This window comes from Actinoplanes sp. L3-i22 (genome assembly GCF_019704555.1).
Classification (GTDB): domain Bacteria; phylum Actinomycetota; class Actinomycetes; order Mycobacteriales; family Micromonosporaceae; genus Actinoplanes.
This window is the reverse complement of the sequence record NZ_AP024745.1, coordinates 6,660,228-6,683,952: the sequence shown is the minus strand read 5'-3', so window position 1 is coordinate 6,683,952 and position 23,725 is coordinate 6,660,228. Positions and strand designations below refer to the sequence as shown.

The following is a 23,725-nucleotide window of genomic DNA, read 5'->3' as shown; positions in this document are numbered from 1 at the left end:
GGGCGAACGCTGAGCACGCTGCCGGGCAGGTGTTGTCGCTCGCGTCGCTCGACCCGCTACCGCCGCTACGGTCGCGGCAGCACTGGCGCTACCGGCGGTGAGCAGCAGCGGTAGCGCCGCTACCGGGCTGCGAGCGTCGCCGGCATGAACGTGATCGTGCGCTGCTGTGGCCTGCCGCTGGTGCTGGCCGCCGCCGGTTGTTCCCTCACTCCGGTCGCCCCGGCGACCCCGACCACCGTGGTGTCCCCGGCGAGCTCGGCGCCGGTGGTGGCCGCGGTGAGCCCGCCGACCGCGGCGCTCGCCGACTACCGCGACCCGGCGACGGTCTGCCGCCGGTTCACCGCCGCCCTCTACAGCGCGGACACCCGCCGCGACCGCGACCCGGGCGCCGCCTGGGCGCGCGCCGCCACCGACATGGACGGGGCCCTGGCCGCGCAGGCCCCGGCCGCGGCCCGTGACGGCCGCTGGGACACCTGGCGGTCGCATCAGGCCCGGCTGTCCACCACGGTCCGCGACGACAACGACGCCCGGCCGGCGACCGACACCCCGGGCAGCGCCCGCCGCTGGGCGCGGGTTACCGCGACCCCGGTCGGCGAGCACGGCTGGCGAGGGCCGGCCGAGACCAGCATCGTGGCCTGCCGGCTGACCCGCACCGACAGCGGGTGGCGGGTGGCCGCGTTCGAGATCACCCCGGCGGGGCTGCCGTGACCGGCCGGACCTGGGCCTGGGTGGCCGGCGGGAGCGCCGTGCTGCTGCTCGCCCCGTGCCTGCTGGGTGTCGCCGCGGTCGCGAGTTTCGGCACCGGCACCACCTGCACCGCGACCAGCACCACCAGTCCTGGCCCCAGCGCCAGCACGGCGGCGGCCGGGGTCGGGAACTGGTCGGCGGAGCAGACCGGCAACGCGGCCACCATCGTCACCGTCGGCACACAGCTGCAGGTGCCGCGCTACGGGTGGGTGATCGCGGTCGCGACCGCGATGCAGGAATCCACCCTGCACAACTACGGCGACCTCGGCGCCCGCAACGACCACGACTCGCTTGGGCTGTTCCAGCAACGCCCGAGCCAGGGTTGGGGCAGCCCGGCGCAGATCCTGCAACCCGACTACGCCGCCGGAAAGTTCTACCAGGCCCTGCTGCGCGTCGACGGCTGGCAGACGATGCCGCTGACCCAGGCCGCGCAACAGGTGCAGCGGTCGGCCTACCCGGACGCGTACGCGAAATGGCAGCCCGAGTCCGAGCAACTTGTCGACGCGATCAGCAGCGGACTCGGCGTCACCTGCACCAGCGACGAGGGCGACGGCCTGCCCGGCGAACCCGGCGCCGGCATCCCGGCCGGCTACACCCTGCCCAGCGACGCCCAGCAGGCCACCGCCGTCCGGTTCGCCCTGGCCCAGGTCGGCAAACCGTACGTGTTCGGCGCCGCCGGCCCGGACAGCTACGACTGCTCCGGGCTGATGCAGAAGGCGTGGGCCGCCGCCGGGGTCACGATCCCCCGGGTCACCACCGACCAGGTCCACACCGGCACCGCCGTCACCACGATCGCGGCGATGCAACCCGGCGACCTGATCTTCATCCCGGGCAGCGACGGCACCCGCGCCAACCCCCGCCACGTCGGCATGTACATCGGCACGGCCGGCGACGGCCGCCCCTACCTGGTGCAAGCACCCAAGACCGGCGACGTCGTCAAGGTCACCCCGGTCAGCAGCTGGCGCAGCCAGATCGCCGCGATCCGCCGGCCGGTGACCCGATGAGCCAGGAGACCCCGATGACAGCCACTCCCGCGCAACGGTCCGCCGGCCAGGTCGGCGCCGACGACCACATCACCGTCACCGCCCCCGACCTCGACGGCCGGGTCCGGACCAGGACCGGCTACGTGGCGGCTCGCACCGACACCACCCTCACCCTGTCCGGCTACCCCGGTGGGCACGGCCCGACCACGACCCTGACCGTCACCACGCAGACGCCGGTCATGCCCGCCCCGGCCGTGCCGATCGACGTCCGGCTCTGGCGCGGCACGGTGACCGGCGACCCGGTACCCGAGCCGAGCCCCGCCGCGATCGCCGACGGGGACGTGCTCCGCGACCGGGTCCAGGAACACCAGGTCCAGGAACGCATCAGCGAACTGGCCGCCGCGGCCGCCGACCCGGCCACCGGTCCGCGGCTGGCGCTGCTGTCGCCGCTGGCCCAAGCCCAGCTGCGGGTCGCCGTCGACGACCACGGCCCCGGCATCATCGACAACCCCATGTTCCGGCCCAGCCCGGGCGCCGAGATCGACTATGCGCCGGTCGGCCGGTACATCACCGAAGGCCACCTGCAGGACCTCGCCGCCCGGTACGGGTTCGGCCTCGTGTGGGAGGCGGTCGAGGAGTACGCGCGGGCCGCCCACGACCGCGACCAGATCCTGACCCGCACCATCGAGCAGGTCACCGCGCACGCGGACCGTCGCGCCCAGCAATGCGCCGAACTCGCCACTGCCGCCGGCACCGCCCTGCACGCCGGCGATGTCGCCACCGCCTACGACCTGCTCGACCAGGGACAACTCACCGACCCGCACTACCGGCACCGCCGCCAGCAGAACACCTGGGACGGACTCAGGGCGATCGTGGCACGCCGCGAACTGTCCGGAACTCCCGCCGAAACCCCGGCCGGGACGCCGCAACACCCCGGCATCAGCGACACTGATAGTCGGGCCGCCGAGCCCGAGGACGACCTCCCAGCGCCGCCGCCGGCCGCGACCACAGGTGCGCTGGCCGGGTTCACCCCGCTCGAGCAGGCACGGATCCGGGTCAAGGTCGAGGACCGGGCCGGCGAGTACGCGGCCTCACCGCTGATCGGCCGGAACCCGACCGCGGTCGGCCGGTACATCGGCGAAGGCGGCAGCCTCCACGACATGGCGCCGGGCGAGCGGTGGAAGGCCGTCGCCGCGGCCGCCCGCGAAATCCTGGCCGTCCGGCCCGAGCTGATGGACCTGGATACCCCGGCGAAACGGCAGGCGTTCGCCGCCGACCGCACCGCCGGCGTACAGCAGGTCCTCGCCGCCACCGATGCCGCCTTCACCGCAGGCGACTACCAGCGGGCACTCGACCTGATCGACCGCGGCGAGTTGCTCGACCCGAACCACCGGCCGTTCGGCACCGACACCTGGCCGGCCCTGCGGGAATTCGTCGCCGACAAGCAGCGTGAAGCGGCCTCACCGCACACCCCGGACACCGACGAGACACCGGCCGCCGCCATCCCCGAACCGGCGCCCACCGCCGCGGTACTCGAGCACCCTGATCTCGCTCGCCGGCAGGCGATCCGTGACATCGCGGTCAATCCAGGGCCCGCGTTGGAGGAGAAGCTCGCCAAGATCGGCGACCCCCGGTTCTCGCAAAACGTCGTCGAGGATTCCGCCCGCCGGTACGCGCTCGGCTACCCGCCCGTCCGGCAGGGTCGCGGCGAATACTCCTGGCTCTGCCCGGTCACGGGCTGCGAACGCAGCCCAGGAGACCTGCTGACCCTCGACGCCGTACGGTCGATGTGGCTGGCCCACGCCGCCGCGAACCACCCCGACTTCGTGCCCGGCTGGGACGTCGACACCTGGCCGCTGCCCGCCCGCGACAACAACCCGGCCGGCATGCCGCGGCTCGACGACCCCGGATTCGGCCTGCACACTGCGCCCCTCACGTCGGCACACGCGTTCCGGCTCGACACCGGCAGACCGGCATCGCCCGGCAACCAGATCACGCTGACCACAGCCCACCTGGCCGCGCTGGAACACATCGGCGACGTGCACGGCATGGTGTACGCCGTCATCGCCGACCGACGCACTCGGCAGGCGAGCACGGTCGGCCCATTCATCACCGCGGACGCTGCCTGGTCGTGGTGGCACGTATCCACCAACCGGGCCGTGCGCCACCACGACCGCACCGTGCTGTTCATCCTGATCGCCGCCGCCGACCGGGAAACCCGCCCGGACCACCTGCGCGCCGAGGCCCTCGAGATCCTCGCGGCCGCCGGCCCGGACACCTCCCGCGACCTGCTGGTGTGGGCGGCCGGCGCCACCACCGCGCTGCACGCCGCCGCCATCACCCACAGCTGGGAACACTCCGGGTTCCAGGCCGGACCAAACGGCGGCGGCACTCTTGACCCGCAGGCCGGCGGCCCGCAACGACGCTTCCGCCACGATCGCCGCGGCTATCACCTCATCGAGGACGACAACACCCCGCCGGTGTTCTCGGCAACCTGGCGCGAATTGGCCGCGCAGGTCCGCGCCGACCAGCTTTCCTCTGAACAGATTCGCCAGGTGAACGTGGCAGCCGCCCGGTGGAACGACGCCGCAGGATCCAACCTGGACCCCACGCATGCGGCCGAGGCTGAGGCCACGGCCGCTGAGGCGTGGGCGGCCATCCGGCCAACCCACACCGGCGGCCGGCAGCAGTCTCGTCCCGCTGCGGCCGCCACCCAGCTGCCGGCCGGGCCGGAGGCCGCGACCACCGGGCTGAACCCAGAAACCGACACCACCACACCGCTGATCGGACCGGCGAACGACGCGTTCGAGACGGCAGTCCGGATCCTGCACTCTCCGGCACCCGAGGACGCAGCCCGGCTCGACTCCCTGCCGCCCGGCGATGTCCTCGACGGCACCTACCTCCAAGTGGGCGGGCAGCTCTCGGACGGCAGCAGCCGCACTCTCACTGGCTACCTGATCGCGACGCGATCGGTGTTCGACGGCTGGGGCGGCTGGGTGCCCGGGGGACACCTGCTGCTGACGGTCGCCGGACACCCGGACGCGCTGGACGGCGTGGACATCGCCGTCCCTCCGGGCACGGACGTCACCGTCATGGAGGCCCCCGACGAGATGCCGCGCGGCACCGCACCGTGGCGGCGGCCACTGCGGCACGATCTGGTCGTCGCCGCTCTCGCACAGCTCGGCCAGCAACTGGAGCCGGCTGGCCGGGGGTCGCCCGGATGGCGACTGCCCGGTGTCGACGAGCCGTATGTCGGGCCGGACGCCGACAAGATGATGCTCGCCCACTTGGCCGCATCCTGGGGCGCGAACACCGATCCGCCGGTGCTGCGGCAGGAATTCGTCGACCAAGCCCTCGCCGAAGGCCGCTGGGCCGGCCCGGCCGCCGGCTCGCGCCCGCTACGGCAGGTGCCACGCGGCGCTTTCGGCCGGATCACCGGCCTGGTCGACGGGCAGAAACAGACCATCGAAGGCACGCTGGACTTCTGGAGGCGCCGTACCCGGCGAGGCCACCAGTCGGACCTCGTTGACGTCCATTTGCGGATTCCGGACGACCTTCCCTCACCGCGCCCAGACGGGCGGCGGGTCGTCACTGTCGCCGTGCCCGCCGGGGGTGCCACCTTCACAGTCATCCACCGGCCCAACCCGGCCGCCCAGACACTCGCCGAGCAGCAGCCGTCCCTGTTCACCCTCGCCGCCAGCACTTCGCCGCCGGTCGAGCCCGACGAGCCCCACAGCACCGCGCCGTCGCTATACGACACGACCCTGCACCAGTTGCAGGACCCGCGCGGCGACACCGCACCGGTGATGGACACGATCACCGCAGCCGAAGTAGCCGCCGGCGCGTACGCCCGGCTGCACGGATTGATGGCCGACGGCCGCACAGGCACGGTCACCGGCTATGTGATCGAGACGGGAGAAAACGAAGGCTACGAGGGCTGGGTGCCCGCCCAGCACCACCTCATGACCGTCGCCGCGCATCCGGACGCCCTCGGCGGCGTCAACATCGCCGTGCCAAACGAGGCCACCGTCAGCATCCTGAAACCCGCCGCGGGCATGCCGCCGGCTGCGCAGCCGTGGAGGAGACCCGGCACTGCGCACGAGCAGGTCGTTGCGCACCTTGCCGAGATCGGCATGCAGGTGCAGGACACCGTCGACCACCTTGGCCGGCCAGCCTGGACCATCCCTGGCTTCCGCCGCGTGTTTTTCGGCGAGCACGCGGCCGAGGACATGCTGACGCAACTGCTGTCAGCCGGACAGAACCACCGTCGTCGCCCGTTGATCCAGCAGCGATTCATCGACGAGGCGATCGCCGACGGCCGGCCGGTCCCACCCGAGCCGTCCGGTCCGGTACCGCTGCATCGCATCCGTCAAGATGCCTACGGCGCCATCACGGGCCTGGTTGACGGCGTCGAACAGACCGTGCACGGCCGACTGGACCGGTGGTGGAGCCGCAGCCACCGCACCGCCCTCGTCGACACCGTCACCGTGATGCTCTGGGTGCCGGACCCGCACGCTCCGCACGGAGTCGGCTCCGGTGAACGCGTGCTGGAGGTACAGGTGCCGGTCACCGGCGCCACCTTCACGGTCACCGGCCGGCCAACCTCATCCCCGGATCAGGGTGCAGTCCCGACAGGAGCCCCCAAACTCGCCGGGCCGTCAGCCGTGGCCCACACGCACTACGTGGTCTTCAGCCGGCTCGGTGGTGGCAGCAAGTACGGCCGCAACTTCGAGCAGGCCATGGACTTCGCCCGGCGCATCGAGTCGGCCCTGCCGATCAGTCCTGTGATCGCGATTGCCACCCCGAACCCCAGCCTCGAGTTCGAGGGATGGGTCGTCGAAGTCGCGCACCCGCGAACCGATGCCGACACCCTGCTCGCGCTGCGGCAACAGATCCACCAGACGGCGGAGTCGGAATTCGGTGGCGCCTACGACTGGGAAGACGGCGTGAACCTGCCTGACCCGCAGGTGGACCCGATCGCCGAAGTGAGCGCGGCGCTACAACGGCGGGAGAACACCGGCGACGTGAGCCGGCCGCCCTCGGCGATGCGGCCCGAATCTGCGGACGGTCCAGGGCTGCTACCGGCCGCAGCCCAGCACCCCGCTGGTCCAGCCGCGGCCGCCACCCCGTACAACCCCCCGAACGACACACCGAGTGCGCCGTCGGGCGAACTACAGCAGCCCAGCGTTGACGTCATGTACGGGCTTCCGGCTGATCCCAGACCCGATCACATCGCCGGGGTTCCGACGCGCGTGGACCACCTGAGCGCCCACGTCGTCATCGGCAGCGAGATCCCCGGAGCACCAGGACTGTTCTTGTACAGCCAGCCGACCCTGCTCGCCGACCGGCCCGCCAACGAGGCTGGGGATCGGCAGTACCTGGTCCAAGGGGCCAGAGACGGTGAGCGGCCACTCGAGCAGCACATCCTGTGGGGCTCACAGCTGGTCACCGTGATCCCGAACGGGGCGACCGGCTGGCAGCCCGCGCACTTCAGAACCTGGAAACACTCCAAGAACAAGGTGTTCACCGCCGACCACCCTCAAGGCCTGCGGGTCAACCGTGTCACGGGCGCCGGGCTCGAGGTGACGATCGACAAGAAGCCGGCCACCATCGCCTATGCCGACGTCACCGCATGCGAGGAATGGGGAAACCGCGCCACCACCCCCATCGAGCAGCACAAGTTCCGGGCGCGGGAAGAAATCGTCGACGTGTACGCGTGGGACGGCGGCGAACACCCCTTCCGCCCGACGTTCGCCGGGAGCCTGCGCTGCCACGACTGCTGCGGCGGTATCCGCTCCCAGCTGCACACCGGTGATCTCAGAGCGGACTTCCAGCAGTTCGAGCAGCTGCGGCTGGCATTGCTGAAACCCGGGCAGACCAACGCCGAGCTGACCCGCGCCGCCGACGACCTGGACCGCTACGTCCGAGGCATTCCGATGTCCGACCCCAGCCTGCCCACGGGTCCAGGCCGCGACGCCCACCCCGCCGATCCCACGACATCCGACCCCGTGAACCCGTCTGATGACACGCCCGCACCCGCGCCGGCGGCGGAACCGCTCCCGGCCACACCGGCCGCCGGGAGCGTCGAACAGCCCGCCACGACCGGGACACTGAGTGCGCCGTCGAACGAACCGCAGCAGCTCAGCATCGACTTCCTGTTCGGGATGCCGAGCGACCATCCGCCCGCCGACGCCCCGGCCCCGCAGCAGCTAGGAGATCAGCATGAACCGGTACGGCCGACAGATGATGGAGCACTGGCGGGCCAGCCGCAACGACGAGTTCCTGGCGCTGCCGGACCCACAGGAACACTTCACCCGGCTGGGCGAGGAGATCGCGCAGACGGTCGAGGACGTAACCCGTCAGAAAGCCGGGCCGACGCCGGCAGCGGAGAACTACCTGCAGCGGCTCCGCCGGCTGAAGACGGCCCGCAGCGAGGCGGAGAGCGAGATAACACGCCGCTACCTGCTGGACTAGCCGCCGCGGCCGGGCACACCGGCCCGCAGCCAAGTGACCGGGCACCGTTCCGGCCTACCGGCCAGCTCGACCTGGCGCCCTCCGGCGAGATCGCGCGGATCCGCGCGAACATGGCCGTTGTCCGGCTCCTGACCAGCGGCGAGCCGACAACGACGCAGCACCAGCCGACGTTGGCCGCGTGGTCCGGCTGGGGTGCGGTCCCCGCGCTGTTCGACGAGCGAGCCAAATTCGCGGGCCGGTTCGCCGCCGAGCGCGCCGAACTGCGTGAACTGCTCGGCGAAGACGGGTACCGGTCGGCGCGCGGCACCACCCTCAACGCGCACTACACCGATGCCGCTCTGGTCGAAACCATCTGGGAGACGGTGGGCCGACTCGGGTTCACCGGTGGAACGGTGCTCGAGCCCGGGTGCGGAAGCGGAAACTTCATCGGCTTCGCCCCCGCCGGCATCCACCTCACCGGCGTCGAAGTCGATCCGACGACCGCCGCCGTCGCGCAGGCGCTCTACCCGCACGCGTACATCCGAGCCGAGTCGTTCGCGGACACCCGCATCGACCCGGCCAGCATGGACCTGGCCATCGGGAACGTCCCATTCGGCCAGCACCACCTGCACGACCCGGCGCACAATCCGGGCCGCAAGCAGCCGATCCACAACCACTTCAGCCTGAAAGCCGCCGCCGCGGTCCGGCCCGGAGGACTGATCGCCCTCATCACCTCCAGCTACACCCTCGACGGTGCCAGCCGCTCGCACCAGGTGGCCCGGGAACAACTGGCCGCCCAAGCCGACCTGATCGCCGCGTACCGGCTACCCACCGGCGCCCACCAGAAGGCCGCCGGTACCGACACGGTCACCGACCTGCTGATCCTACGCCGCCACGACCGCGGCACGGCCAGCCCCGACGCGGACTGGCTCACCACCACCACCGTCAGCGTGCCGCACGCGGAGAAGCCTGGCCAGCTTGAACAGTTCCCGATCAACCAGTACTTCCTGAGTCACCTCGATGACGCGGTGCTCGGCAGGATGACGGCCAGCAGCGGCCGGAACCGGCCGATGCTCACCGTCGACCCGGGCCATCGCACTGCAGCTGACCTGCTGCGCGCCGCGACCGCGCGCCTGGCCACGTCTCACACCTCGCCGGCCGTCGCGGCGGCGCCGGTCATGCTGACCGTGCCCGACCCGGACCCCGAAGACGGCATGTTCTTCGACGAAGGCAACGCAACGTTCACCCAGATCAGCAATGGCGAACGTAACCAGGTACACCCGCCGGCGTCTCAAGTCGTCGAGCTCCAGGCGTTGATCAAGCTGCGGAACACCGTGGTCGCCCTGCTCAATGAGGAGGCCGCCCATCGCGAAGACACCGCCCGGATGAGTGCGTTGCGGCAGTTGCTGCAGCAGCAGTACCAGCAGTACGCGGCGGCCCACGAGCCGATCAACCGGTGCAAGGTGCACACCGCGACCCGCACCGACAAGGACGGCAACCGGGTCGAGCAGCGCAGACACCGGTACCCGCAGATGGGTGGCTTCCGCGACGACCCGTACTTTCCGTACCTGCAGGCTCTGGAGGTCTTCGACGACACGCTCGGCGAGGTCACCGGTCTCGCCGAGGTGTTCTACCAGCGGGTCATCGCGGTCCCCGACCCGGTCGACCGGGTCGGCAACCCGGCGGACGCGGTCGCCGTGTGCTGGGACCGGCACAACACGATCCGGCTCGACGTGATCGCGTCGCTGCTCGGCACCGACACCGAGGATCAGGCACGCCAACTGCTCGGCGAGACCGTCTACGACGAGCCGGGCACCGGCCAGCTGATCCGTAAGGCCGAGTACTTGTCGGGCAACGTGCGCCGCAAACTGGCCGCTGCCCGTGCCGCCGCACAGGACGACCCGCAGTTCGCGGTCAACGTGCGGGCGCTGGAAGCGGTCCTGCCTCGTGACCGCACGCCGGCGGAGATCGGCGCGCAACTCGGCTCACCGTGGATCCCGGCGGCCACCGTCCAGGACTTCCTGCGAGAGATCCTGCAAGACGGCACGATCACTGTCGCCGAGGTGGCCGGAAAGTGGTCCGTGGGCGGAGGCAAAACCGCCAGCATCCTGAGCACTACCGTGTGGGGCACCGAACACCGATCCGCCACCGCGCTGGCGCAGACCAGGCTCAACCAGCAGGACATCCAGCTCACCAAAACGATCGAGACGGCCGCAGGCAGCCGCACGGTCAACGACCCCGAAGCAACCGCATGCGCCCAGGCCAAGGCCGAGCAGCTCGACAGCCGGTTCCGGCAGTGGCTGTGGGAAGACCCGGACCGTTCCCGCACCCTGGTCACGCTATTCAACGACACGTTCAACGCCCGGATCATGCGCACCTACGACGGTGAACGCGTCGAAGCGCCCGGCATGTCAACAGTGTTCGAGCTGCGCCCGCACCAGCACGCCGCCGTGATCCGGATGCGCGAGACGCCAGGCGCAGGCCTGTTCCACGGCACCGGCGCCGGCAAGACCCTCGAAATGATCGTCGGCGGGATGGAACTGAAACGGCTCGGCTTGGTCAACAAGCCGTGCTACATCGTCCCCAAAGGGGTGCTCGGCCAGTTCAAGCGGGAATTCCTGCAGGCCTATCCCCGCGCGAGGATCCTTGCGGCGGACTCCGAAGACCTCACCGGCGACCAGCGCCGCAAATTCGTCGCCCGCTGCTCCACCGGTGCATGGGACGCGATCATCCTCAGCCATGAGGCGTTCAAGTCGATTCCGGTCAGCCGTGACGTCGAACTGGACTACCGCAAGCGGCAAGTCGCCCGCCTGGAAAAGCACCTCGAGGGCGTCACCGACGCCGACCGGTACACGGTCAAGGACGTCGAGAAGCAGATCGCCAAGCTTGACGAGCAGATCAAAGAGCTGCAGGACAAGAAGAGCGACCCGGCGACCACGTTCGAACGCACCGGCATCGACTACCTGGTCGTCGACGAGGTCCAGAAGTTCCGCAAGCTGCCAATCATCTCCGCAGTCCGAGAGTTGGCCAACCCCGAGGGCAACCAGCGCAGCGTCGACCTGGAAATGACGCTGGAGTACCTGCGCGCCAGTGGCCGGCGCCGGGTCATCACCCTGGCCACCGCCACCCCGATCGACAATTCGCCGTCCGAGCTGTACTCGATGATCAGGTACGGGGCGCCGGAACTTCTCGACGAGATGGGCTTGCACACCCACGACCAGTTCGTGGCCGCGTTCATCCAACCTCGCCGACGCATCGAGATGCGCGCGGACGGGGCAGGCTTCGAGTCTCGCAGCCGCCACGTGGTCTACGTCAACGTGAACGCCCTCAAACGGCACCTGCTGTTCGCATGGGCCGACGTCAAACTCAAAGAGCACCTCGACCTGGGCGAGCCGACCATCATTGGCGGGAAGCCCGAGATTCTGGCCGTGCCGGGATCCGAGGAGCTCGGCGAGCAGATGCGCGACATCGCGATCCGATCGCGGGACTACCGCGCCCGGGATCCCCAGATTCGATACACGGTCAGCGGCGAATTGCGCGAGGACAACCCGCTGTGGATGTCCACCGATGGCCGCAAGGCGTCGCTCGCCGTCCGGCTCGTCGGCCGGCAGACCAGCGAGCCGGAGAAGGTAGACGCCACCGCGGACCGGATCATGCAGATCTGGGGTGAGCACCGCGACGACGTCTACCACCGCGCCGACGGCACCCCTGAACCGGTCCGCGGCAGCCTCATCCTGGTCTTCTGCGATCTGGGGGTGCCCAGCGACAACTGGAACGTGTACGAGGGGCTGCGCGACGAACTGGTCCGCCGAGGCATGCCGCGCGACCTGATCCGGTTCGACCAGGACGCCAAGAACCCGCGGCAACGTGCTCGCCTCGACCAGGACGCCCGCGACGGCAAGGTGGCCGTCCTGCTGGGCAACCGGGAAGGGCTGGGCACCGGACGCAACATCCAGCGCCGGGCGATCGCCGTCGTCCAGTTGGACGCGACCTGGCGTTACACCCTGCTGGAACAGAGCCTGGGCCGCGCCCAGCGGCAGGGCAACGCGAACCCCGCCATCCACCACATCTTCGTGGTCACCGAGGGCTCTTACGACCCGTTCCTGTGGCAGAAGGTCGACCACAAGGCCCGCTTCTTCCGGCAGATCCTGGACCCGGACGACACCACCAACGTCATCGACCTGACCGACGTCGACGACAACGGCGGCAAGATCGACCCGTCGGTGATGCTGGCCGTCGCGACCGGCAAACCCGAACTACTCGATCTGGCCCGGCTCGAAGAAGCCGTGGCCACCCTCAAACTCGAGCAGCGGATCTGGCACGACGAACAGTTCACCCTCGCCGCCACCATCGAACAGAACCGGCGCACTATCGCCGGCACTACCGCGAAGATCAGCACCGTGGACGCGCTCCTCGCGGCTCGCACCGAGACCCGCGGCGACGCGTTCCGGATGACCATCAACGGCGCCAGCCACACCAAACGAGTGGACGCCGGCCAGGCCTTGGCCACCCGGCTGCTCGCCCTGGCCGCGTCCCGTGACCGTCCCACAGACGTCGACGTCGCCGTGCTCGGCGGCATCTCGATCACCGCCACCGAGCTTTACGGCCAGATGCATCTCGACCTGCAAGGAGTGTGGACGGCTGACCGAATCAGCCTGACCGGCACAGAGCTGGCCGCGATCGCTCGCGGCGAACAGGACGCGGTCGGCACCATCCGCAAGCTGGAGAACCGGATTGCCGGGCTCGACGGCGTTCGAGACGAATTTGTGAGCACCATCGCCCGGCTGGAAGCCAACATCGCGAACGCGACCAGCCGCGCCGGATTGCCATACCCCCAGCAGGAAGCCCTGGAACAGGCGAAGCGTGACCTTGAGCGGTTGGTCCAGGAGCTCGGCGTGCTCGACCCGACCACGCCGGGCAGCGCACCCGAGACCGGCGCGCCTTCCATGGACGAACCTGGCGCGCCGCGCGCCGTCGTGGCACTACCGCATCGCGGCGGCCTGCCCGCCACAGCCGGGCCTTCAGCGCCAACACCTTCACCGCCGGCCGACCCGCCAAGCGTAACGGCCACCGACCCCACTGTGATATCACCGGCAACGGCAGGCACGCCGAACTCTGCGGCCGAACCGACACCGGAAGCGACCTACGACGGCCCGATCACCCCACCCACGATGTGGGTGGTGACGGCGCCCGGCATGCCGGGCGCCGGACCGAGAACGACGTTGCAGGTCGGCCCGGACGACCCGGAGCAGATGCTGCGCCACCAGGGATGGCAGCCCGACTCAGGTAACCCGGTCGCCTTTGACGGACACCGGTTCACCGTCCGGTTCCCGGACGGCAACACCTTCTACAGTGCGAGGCCGCTGCTCCTGCCATGGCGGGCACTGCAGCCAGGGGACGCCGCGACGCTCGATGTCGGCACTACCGGACGATGGCACTACGCCGAGGGCATGCCGGGCAGCGGCGCGCACTGGGACCGGCATGACGTGCGCCGTCACCTCGCGGCCGCCGAGGGCGCCGGCGCACCCATCGCGGTGACCGACTGGGGAGTGATCATCTCCCGCCACCGCACCCAGGTGTTCATCCGCGACGACGCCGAGATCCCCGCAGTTCCCGACGTACCCCTGCCCCAGCAGAAGGCCGATAGCGCGTCCCAGCTCACGTCCATCGTCGCCGATCTGCCCATCGACCAGCAGCAGTGGCTGACTCGCCGCCTCACCGAGCTGGCCCGCGATGAACGAATCCAGTCCTTTGCCCGCGCCAACTCGCACGACCGGGTTGCCAACATCCTGCACGAGCGACTCGACGAACTGATCGCCGATGCCGGCAACGAACCGTCCCTGGCTGACGCAATGTCACTGCTGGTCAGGTATTTCGACGACACCGAAGGCGTGTTCCGCGGCCCGTTCCTCGAGGCCGCCGGACGCCACCTATACGCCCAGGCCCGCATCGAGGACCCCTTTACACCCGCGAGACCGGACCAGCCCACCACCCAGACACTGGCGGAGCCCGCCGAGCCTGACGCCAGCGACACCGCAGAGCCTGCCACCGCCCGGTTGACTCACCTGCTGAACGAGCGCGACCTGACCGACCAGCAACGCCTCTGGCTGATGAGCAAGATCGACATGTTGGCCAGGGAGCCACGGACCGTGGCGGCAGCTCGAGCGAACGACTACGAGAACTTTCACCACGCCGTCGCGAACCCGATCGCGGACCTTGCCTCGTTCGTCGCGGGCGACGAGCTCGGCGACGACGGGTTCGACCTGCACAGCAAACTCACCGGACACGACGGCCCCCAGACCGACGAATTCATCACCACAGTCAGCGCCTACCTGTACGAGAGTGCCGCCGATCTGAGAGTTCCGGCACCAGCGGCGCCGGGAGCGGAGCAGCCGGCTCCGGGGGACAGCCCCATGGCCGAACCCGGCCCGTCCGTTGAGCTGGCCGGCCCGGAGCCGGCTGCTGCAGGGCTGCCGGAGACCCAGCGACGCCGGCGTGGTCACGCGTTCTATCCGCCCGCCGACCTGCTGTCGCAGATTCCACCGCTGTACGCCACTGACGGCATCCCCAAGGCCGAAAAGGCCATCTACCTGCACTACTTCGGTGGCAGCCGGGACTACTGGATCGCCGAATACGACCCCGCCACCGGAGAGGCGTTTGGCTACGGCGGCACGGGCAACGCCCTCGACGGCCTCGAATGGGGCTACTCGTACCTGCCCGAGTTGGAGAAGCTCAACGTTGGGCTGACCATCATCGAGCGCGACCTGGACTGGGCACCGGTCCGTGCCGGTGACGCGAACCTTCCCGGCGACGCCGTCGATCAAGCGCGCCAGCCGGAACGCCGTGAACCCGGCCAGGAAGCCGCAGCCGGGCAACAGGCCAGCGTCGTAACGTCCACCGCGGTCGGCGACCAGTCACCGGCCCGGGGACCGGACGGCGTCGAACCGGGCGCGCAGGGCGACCGTGCTGGTGGTGACGCCACGCCGGCGGCCGTGCCCGCCCCGGTCCGGGTGGACCAGCTGCGCGGCGGCGAGCACGTATACGTCTGCGGCATCGACAAGTACGGCAGTCTCTCGTACAGCACCGGACAGGTGCAGGCGGCACCGTCGACGGTCAGCGTCGCAGGCCGGACCGCGACGGGCCGGGTGTCACGCAGCCCCCAGAAGGCGCGGCCGGGGCTGCTGGTCACCCTGACCACCAGCGAACAGTCACAGATGCCGATCATCACTGGGCTGGACGGGTTCGCCGAACCGGTCACCGACGCGGCGCACCAGTTCCAGCCCACCGCGTCCGACCTGCCGCACCTGGTGCACGGACACTGTTCATGCGGCTGGAAGCGCGGACCGGGCGCGTCCACGTACGCCAGCGAGCGCAACAACTGGGCACGCCACGTGGCGCAGCAGGCCTTGCCGCCGACGCACGTGCCGCAAGTGAGCGCCGGTCTACTGGAACAGGCCGAGCAGTTCGGACGTAACGCGCACGCGCAGGGCCGCCCGTCCGCGCCCGGCGCTGACATACACACGCTGGCGCTGGTAACCGGTTGGCCGGTCGGGGCAGGCGCGGACCAGGTGTTCGCGGCTTTCAGCCGTGGCTACCGCGCCGCTGCCGACCAGGCCGCCACGGCGGCCGTGGCCGGCTCCAAGGCGGCTGCTGAACCGCGCAACCACACTGCGGAGCCAGGCGACCAGCTGTCCGCCGCCCAGCAGCCGGCTGCCGAGCCCACGCCCGATCAGGACAGCCGTGGCCGTGAGCAACTCACCGACCGCCAGCAGCGACTGCTGTACCAACTCCGTGACGGCCGGGGGGAGCCGTGGTCGGTACGCCGCCAGTCGTGGATCAAAACATTCCATCTGACCGCCGTGACCGACCGGTACCCGCACCCTCTCGCGCCCACCATGGCCGACCTGTCCGTTCTCTCCGCCGCCGACCGGGCGACGGTGACCGCTGGCCTGCAGGACAGCCTCACCTCACCTGACCACCACGAACGGGCAATGGCTCGGGCCACCCTGCGTGCCTGGTCCGATGCCAGGCCGGTGTGGAACGCGGCGCAGCAACAGGCCCTGGACGCGCTCGCCAGCTTCGAGACCTACGGTGTTGACGCGCTCGAGGGATACGGGCGGCTCACCGTGCAGGAGTACCTCGGGCTCGATCCCGACGACCGGGCCGACCTCAGCGCGGACCTGCGCGCGATCGTCGCGAGCCGGGCCACCAAGACGATCCCCAGCAATCGCACCTCCTACGGCACGACCATCCGCGGCGTCGAAGCCGACCACGTCAGCGGCGCCAGAAGCCTGCTCGGGATCATCGGCCGCGGCGTACAGCCGCGCCGCTTTCACGAGCACGCCGACAAAGTTGGCCGGACTGTGCTGGCAGGCAGCCTCAACCCCGGCGACCAGATCATGGTCCGAAATGCGGTGATGACCGTCGACCGAATCGGGATCGACGGCAAGATCCGCCTGGTCGGCGGCAAGGGCGCCACGCTGTCCAGCCTGACCTCGCGATACAAGCTGCTGGCGGCCGCCTCCGCACCGACCGACCCCGATCCTGGCCCGGATCGCGCCGCTGGCGCGCAGGTCGAACCCGTGCCACGTGTCGCTGCCCCGCCGCCGGCTGCACCTGCCGTCCCGCCGCAACCGGCGGAGCCCGTCGGCGGCCCGCCCGGTCAGCATGCCGCCGGCGTCGCGGCCCGGCCCGCCCCGGCCATGGACCGGCCTAAGACGTCGCCGGACCCGACAGCGGACGCGGCCGACGAGCAGCCATCCCTCTTCCCGGACGCCGCGGACACGCCGCAGCCTGCCGTAGAGCCGCAGCCGACCCCAGATACCAGACCGACGACGGCACCGACCGAGCCGGCTCAGGCGCACCAGCAGTTCATCTCCGCGGGGGACGGCCTGGACGACGTGCGGGCCGTGCTGGCGCGTTCGCGCATCCTCGACACCCGGGTCATCCTGCCGACGCAACCGCTGCCGAGGACGGTGTGGCAGGCAGTACACACCACCTTCACCGTCATGGGCGCCACCGGCGGCCGCCGAATTGGCCAGCCGTACCGGTTCCCCACCGACCGGTCCGCCGACCTGGCCGCGTTCCTGGCCGGCGGACCGGCACCGCAACATGAACGCACGACGGCCGGGTGGGTGCGTACCCCGGACCTGCTGGCGGCCGACGTGGTAGCCCGTTTCGCGGAGCTGGACGGACGTGCGCGCCCACTGCGGGTGCTGGAGCCGTCCGCCGGTGACGGCTCCTTGATCCGGGCGGTGCTCGCCGCCGCCCCGGACGCTGATGTAACTGCGGTCGAACCGAGCCTCGACCGGGCCACCGCCATCGCCGCCGATCACGGCGACCAGGTGCGGCTGCACAACACCACGATCGAGGACTACGCGGCACTGTGGCGCCAGCGCAACGACCAGCCGTTCGAGCTGATCGTGATGAACCCGCCGTACTCCGTCCCGGGAAACCGCACGATCTGGGCCGATCACGTCCGGATCGCCTGGTTGATGCTCGCCGAAGGCGGCCGGCTGGTGGCCATCCTGCCCGGCCGCCCTGACCAGCGCAGCGACCCGTTTAGTACCGACTTGATGGCACTGCTCGGTCCCGATCTGCTTGCCGAGTCGTTGCCCGCGAAGTCCTTCGATGTTTCCGGTGCGGACGTCGACACCAGCGTGCTGGCCGTGACCAGGCCGGTTACCAACGTCGACCAGGCCCGCGCTCGGTACGCGGCGAGCCTCTACCGTCTGGCCGACGGCGAACCGTTGCCCGTCGACACGCCGAAACTGTCCGCGCGGGACGCGGCCGAGACACCGGTGCAGACCTACCGGGACTTCTCCGGTCCCCGGGTCGCACGCTACGTCGGGACGTGCGTGTTGTGCTCGACGCCGACCTGGTCGGACGGCTCAAACGACCCGCGGGGAATGCTCGGTGCGAACGCCGTGCAGACCCTGCGGGCCGCCGAGCTCGACCTCGAAGGGCCCGACGTGTGCCGGTGCTGGACGTGCGCGAGCACCTCGGACACCTACAACCGGTCGGTCGTGCGGGCCACAACGATGTGGACCACACCCGAGCCGGCCGCCGAGCCAGCTCCGGTCGACGGGATTCGGGTGTGGACCTTCGCCAGCACCGCAGCGGCCTACGACGCGATCAACATGGCCACCACACCCGACGACATTTTCTTCGGCGATGTCGTGCACGTGCCGGATGAGCAGGTAGTCGGACTCGTCGACCAGGCGTGGGGTGCCGCGGTCACCGTCGCACACGGCGAGTTCCACGAGGCGGACCTGTTCGCCATGACGGAACTCGAGTACGAGGACACCGTCCGGGCGGCTCGCCGCCTGGCCCGCGACCACGGCTATCCACTCGCGCCGCTGACCCTGGACCTCGGGGTGAGCGCGGACAAACTCGGCCCGTACACCGCCGAGATCAGCGGCTGCGTCTGCCCACTGTGCACTGCCTACGCACAAGCTGATCTCGACCAGGCCGAACCGGCGGGGCTGGCGCTGCTGGAAGCCTGCTTCGACGGCAGCCACACCCGCACGGTCCCAGACCCCTCGTGCCCCGGCGCCGCACCTGCGGGCTCCGCCGCACTGGCTGACACCACCCCGGTCCCGCCGGAGCTGCGGACGCAAGACCTGAAAGGCCTCGATGACGGCGAGCCGTACACGTCGACCAAACGCATCCGCGGGCCCCTACGGGATGTGAAGATCGCCAGCAACGCGCTGCTGCGAACCCGCGGCGCGGCCAGCAAGGTCGGACCACCGCTGGTGGCCACGATCGAGGTGGTCAAACAGATCAACCTCGACGCCACCGACCCGACGGACCTGCTGCTCTGGTCGGTGGCGCTGGCCCAGCAGTCCCGGGCGGCACTGCGCAAGCTGAACCCGGCCGCTGACGGAGGGCTGGTCAACATGCTCTCCAGCGTGGTCCGTGCCGCCGACACCCTTGCCGGGGACCTGGTCGCCACCGCCCGCAAGCCCAATCGATGGCAGCGACTGTTCGACCAACCCGCTCCGGACCTGCATAGCGCGGCCGCGATCGTGCGCTCACCTGCCAGGTCGGCAGCCGCTGCGGCACCGCAGCACACGCCGGCCGCCGCCGAGCTCGAGCAGAGCGAGCCGGTCCGGCCTGGGCTGGCCGCCGCGCCCGAGGTGCTGGAACCGGCGCAGGGAGACCTGTTCACCATGGCGCCGCAAACCCTTCCTACCCCTACCCTCGGTGCGATCGAACCCGGTGACCAGCCCACACCCGCGGATCCGCCGGTTGGCGAGACCTCCTCTCGGGCGCATCCGCAACCCGATCAGCCAGCACCCGATCGGGCAACCGCTGAGCCCATAGCTGCGGCCCCGGCTGACGGTCGCTCGGACCCGGACAGCCGCTCCGACATGGTGCCCAGCGCTGCGGCGGAACCCGCACACCTTCCTGACCTCGTCCCGGCGGCCGCCGGCGACCCGGACCCCAGCACGGAGGCGACGACCATGCCCGACACGGCAACCACCGGTGCCAGGGCACTGGACCACATCCTGGTGACCACGGACGGTAGTTTCGCCCAGGTCAGCGGCACGACCGGCAGCCCGGCCGAGGGCCCGCTGCGGGACTTCCTCAAGAACCCGGCGAACTTCCAGGGCGGTCTGCGGTTCTATCTCTGGGCTGACCGCGGCATGTGGGTCCTGCGCGGCACCTCAACTCAGGCCCGGCTGGCCGCGGAGAAAGTGAGCGACTGGCTGAAAGCCGAAGCCGTGGCACCGGCCACCGGCCCGGCAGCCGCGCGAACGGCGGCGCCGCGAACGGTGACGAAGCCTGGCAAGCGCTTCACACCTACCGCCCAGCAGCAGGCCATCATCGACGCCTACCGCGCCGAGCAGAACATCGCGGTGCTGGCGCTGGCGGGTACCGGCAAGACCTCCACCCTCGTCCTGCTCGCCGAGATCTTCCCGGACAAGAAGATCGCCTACTTCGCGTTCAACCGATCGGTCGCCGACGAGGCCAAGGGCAAGTTTGGGACGAACGTGTACGCCGCGACCAGCCATTCCTTCGCCATGACCGGCCTGCGTAACCACCCGATCGCTCCGAAACTACGACGGGTGCTCCTGAACGAGGGCTGGCCCCAGGAATGGGCGGAAAAGCTCGGCATCGAGGAAGTTCTCATCCGGCACAAAGATCGCCCGAGCGAGCTGGTGATGCCGGAGCGCGTCGCCGCCGCGGTGATGGGTACCTTGACCGCCTTCCGGCACAGCGCCGATCCGGAGATCAGCGCGCGGCACCTTCCCGACAACGTGGCTCAGGGATCGCGGGAACTGCGCGAGATGGTCCTGCGCCACACCGAGCAGGCGTGGGCCGACAAGAACAACCTCGCCGGGACACTGCCGTTCAACCCGGACGACTACCGCAAGATCTGGGCGCTGACCAACCCGAAGCTGCCCTACGACGTGATCTTCTACGACGAAGGTCAGGACCTGAACCCGGTCATGGAGAAGGTCGTCCAGGATCACCAGGCCGCCGGCACGCAGGTGGTCGTCGTCGGCGACTCCAACCAGGCCATCTACGGCTTCCTCGGCGCCCGCGACGCGATCATCCGGTGGCCGGCCGATGTGACCCTGCCCCTGACTCAGTCGCATCGCTTCGGCTCGGCCACCGCCGACCTCGGCAACCGGCTGCTGACCAGTTTGAATTCCCGGTGGAAGCTGCAGGGCACCCCCGCGCTGAACAGCAAGATCGGCCCCATTCCGTATCCGGATGCGGTTCTGGCCCGTACCAATGCCGGCGCGGTCGCCGCGGTGTTCGAGGCCTTCGACCAGAACCGCCGCGTCGCGCTGGTCGGCGGCAGCAAGGTCATCGAGGACATCGCCAAGGCCGCGCTCAAGCTGCAGGCGGGCCGGCGTACCGGCCACCCCGACCTGCAGGGCTTCGAGGACTGGACGTCCGTGGTCGAAGCCGTCGAGAACGAGGAGAACGGCGCCCAGTCGCTGCGTGCGTTTGTGCGCCTGGTCCAGAGCCGTGGCGCCCAGAAGTTGCTGGATATGGCCCGGGACCTGGTCTCTGAGGAGGCCACGACCGAGGACGGCAAGCCGGCCTACGACGTGATCGTCTGCACCGGGCACAAGGCCAAGGGCCTGGAATGGGACTTCGTCCGGATCGCCTCCGACTGGCCCCAGCCCGAGACGGATCGCGAGACCGGTGAAGTCCGGCTACCCGACGCCGAAGAGCGCCGCCTGGCGTACGTCGCGGTCACCCGCGCCCAGCTGGGCCTCGAGCTGGGTTCGCTGGCGTGGGTGACGGATCTGCCGCTGGCCTCCAGCGCCAGAGCCGTCGAGGCCCAGAAGCACAACACAACGCCGCAGCAGGACGCAGCCGAAACCGCAGCCGAGCAGCCCACCGCGCAAGCGGGCGCGGCCACCGAACAGGGAAAGGTCGCATTGACTGAGTCCGCATCGACCGTCGCAGCCGACGAATCGCCGGGGCCGGATCCGGCCAGCACCGACGGTCGCCCCCCGGCCGAAGCCGAAGACGCTGCGGACTTCGGCGCGGCGATGCCGCAGCCGGCCGGTCACGTTCCTGCCCTCGCAGACGAGCCCGTGCACGAGGACACCTCGGTGACGTCCGAGCCGGTGACCGCCGTGCCTGGCACCGGGGCGCAGGACACCGGCGCGCAGGCGGGCACGCTCGCCACGGCTCGCGCCGCGGACACGACGGCAGACCCTGCTGCGATGCCCCGCACCGACCGTGCGGAGACCGCCGTCGGCGTAGATGCGGCGGCACCCGCCGTCTCAGCCGAGCGGCCGGCCACGCCGGCGTCAGCGGCGTCCCCCGAACAGCCAGCCCGCCCCGTGCCCGCCCGGCCCACCCTGGTCCCGGCCACCAACGGGAACGCCCCGCCCCCGCCGACGCCCAGCAGCACCGCCCCGGGCGCTGCCACGCCAGCGCCTACACCCGTACCCGCAGGCGGCCATTCTGGTGCCGGGCACGCCCCGTCGGCCGGTGCCGAGCCCCCGAGCCCGGAACGATCCGGACCCGGCGCAGCCCCGAACGCCAAGTCGCCCGACCAGGCCGCCCCGGCTGTCCAGGCCCCTGACCGGCGCGTGCCGGCCACGACCCCCACCACCGATCCCCACCACGGCGAGGTCGCGCAGGAACCTGCCCAGACCGACCGGTTCGCCCTGCTGCCGCAGGCCCACGCGATCCTGGCCGACTTCGCGACCGAGACCGAACCGCGACTGGTGTGGGCGCTCGCGGCGGCGGCCCTCCGGTCCGGGACCGCAGTCGGCGACTGGTGGGACGCCCCGGGAACGGTCGACGCGCTCACCCACACCACCACGGTCGACGAGATCAACGACCACGTTCAGTTCCGGGTCTACCACGCCGGCGCCCGCCTCGAAGAACGCTCCGGGGACGGCGTGCTGGTCGAAGCGGATTGGGCAACGATCGCCGGGCTGCTCGACCGCGACCAGATCCCGGCCGACCTGGCCCAGGCCCTGACCGTCGCGTCGCGGGCCGCCCGCGACGCCGAGCACGACCTGGCCACCTACCCGGCCAACCCGATGGGGGAGCCCATGCCCGACGACCAGCGGACGATCATCGCAAGGGCCCGGGCCGCCCGGCAGACGGCCGCCGCGGCGCTGGCGAGCATCTGGAAGGCGATCCTGCCCGCGCGCCCGCCGGCCCCGGCCACCGCACCGGCCGGCCCCCTGGCGCAGGAACAGCCCCGCACCGCCGCGGCGACCGCCGCCCCGGCCACGCCCCCCACCGGCCAGCCGGCCCACGACGGTGACCCCGCCGACCCGCAGCCGGCACCCGCACGACCGGCAACTCCCGGGCCCGGCCCGCAACCGGCCGAAGCGCCGCCCGCCGGTGGGGTCGCGCCGATGCAACCGGCCGACCGCTCGGCAATCAAGATCGTGGTCATCGACACCGCCGCCGAGTTCTTCGGCGGATCACAGGATTACGGGATCGCCGGAACCGCCGTCCACCTCGCCCAGCACCAGCTCGCGGACGAGACCCGCCGGTTCGGGCTGATCCCCGTGGTCCAGGCCGCCGCCGACGTCATGCAGCAGGACCAGAGCATCCTGACGCGCCCGCTCGAGCAGCGGCGGGCGCTGCGCGCCGACCGCAACGCCCAGTCCGAAATGTTCGCCGCCCTGATCCGATCACTGGCCGGAGCCGGCGACACCGAGACCGCGCTGCGCCTGATCGGCGAGGCCGAACTGCACAACCCCCGCCACCACACCACCTGGGCGGACGAGACCAGCGTGGGCTGGGCCGAGGTCGGTGACCGCATCCGTAACCGAACGGGCGCGGCCGCCGCGGCCGCGCAGGCGTTCACCCCGCTGCCGGCACGCCCGCCGGCCGGTCCCGATCGGCCGGCGGGCGGCCCCGGACAGGCGTTCACCGGTCCGGGCGGCCGCACCGCCATCCCGGAGATCCGCCGACCCTCGCCCGGACCGGCGCCGGCCACCGGTAGCCGGCCCCACCGCTGAGCGCCTGACCTGCCCCGGTCTCAAGCCCTTGCAAGACCGGGGCAGGTCAGCGACTCCCTTATCGTTTCTCTCACGACTCCC

The 23,725-nt window shown here is 70.8% G+C and carries 3 protein-coding genes; all 3 read left to right on the top strand.

What is annotated here, in order from left to right:
- The first annotated feature begins 144 nt into the window (after positions 1–144).
- The 3 genes from L3i22_RS30065 to L3i22_RS30055 are packed head-to-tail and all read left to right on the top strand — an operon-like array spanning position 145 to position 23,644.
- Positions 145–708: a hypothetical protein gene (locus L3i22_RS30065; RefSeq protein WP_221320881.1), complete on the top strand. Its 564-nt coding sequence runs from the start codon at positions 145–147 to the stop codon at positions 706–708.
- The gene (locus tag L3i22_RS30060) at positions 705–1,751 is read left to right on the top strand and encodes a C40 family peptidase (RefSeq protein ID WP_255657262.1); all 1,047 of its coding nucleotides are present in this window, start codon (positions 705–707) and stop codon (positions 1,749–1,751) included. Before L3i22_RS30065 ends, L3i22_RS30060 begins: the two co-directional genes overlap by 4 nt.
- Positions 1,748–23,644 carry a UvrD-helicase domain-containing protein gene (locus L3i22_RS30055; protein ID WP_221320880.1) on the top strand — a complete coding sequence of 7,299 codons (21,897 nt, stop codon included), beginning with the start codon at positions 1,748–1,750 and terminating at the stop codon, positions 23,642–23,644. Before L3i22_RS30060 ends, L3i22_RS30055 begins: the two co-directional genes overlap by 4 nt.
- The last annotated feature ends 81 nt before the right edge of the window (positions 23,645–23,725 follow it).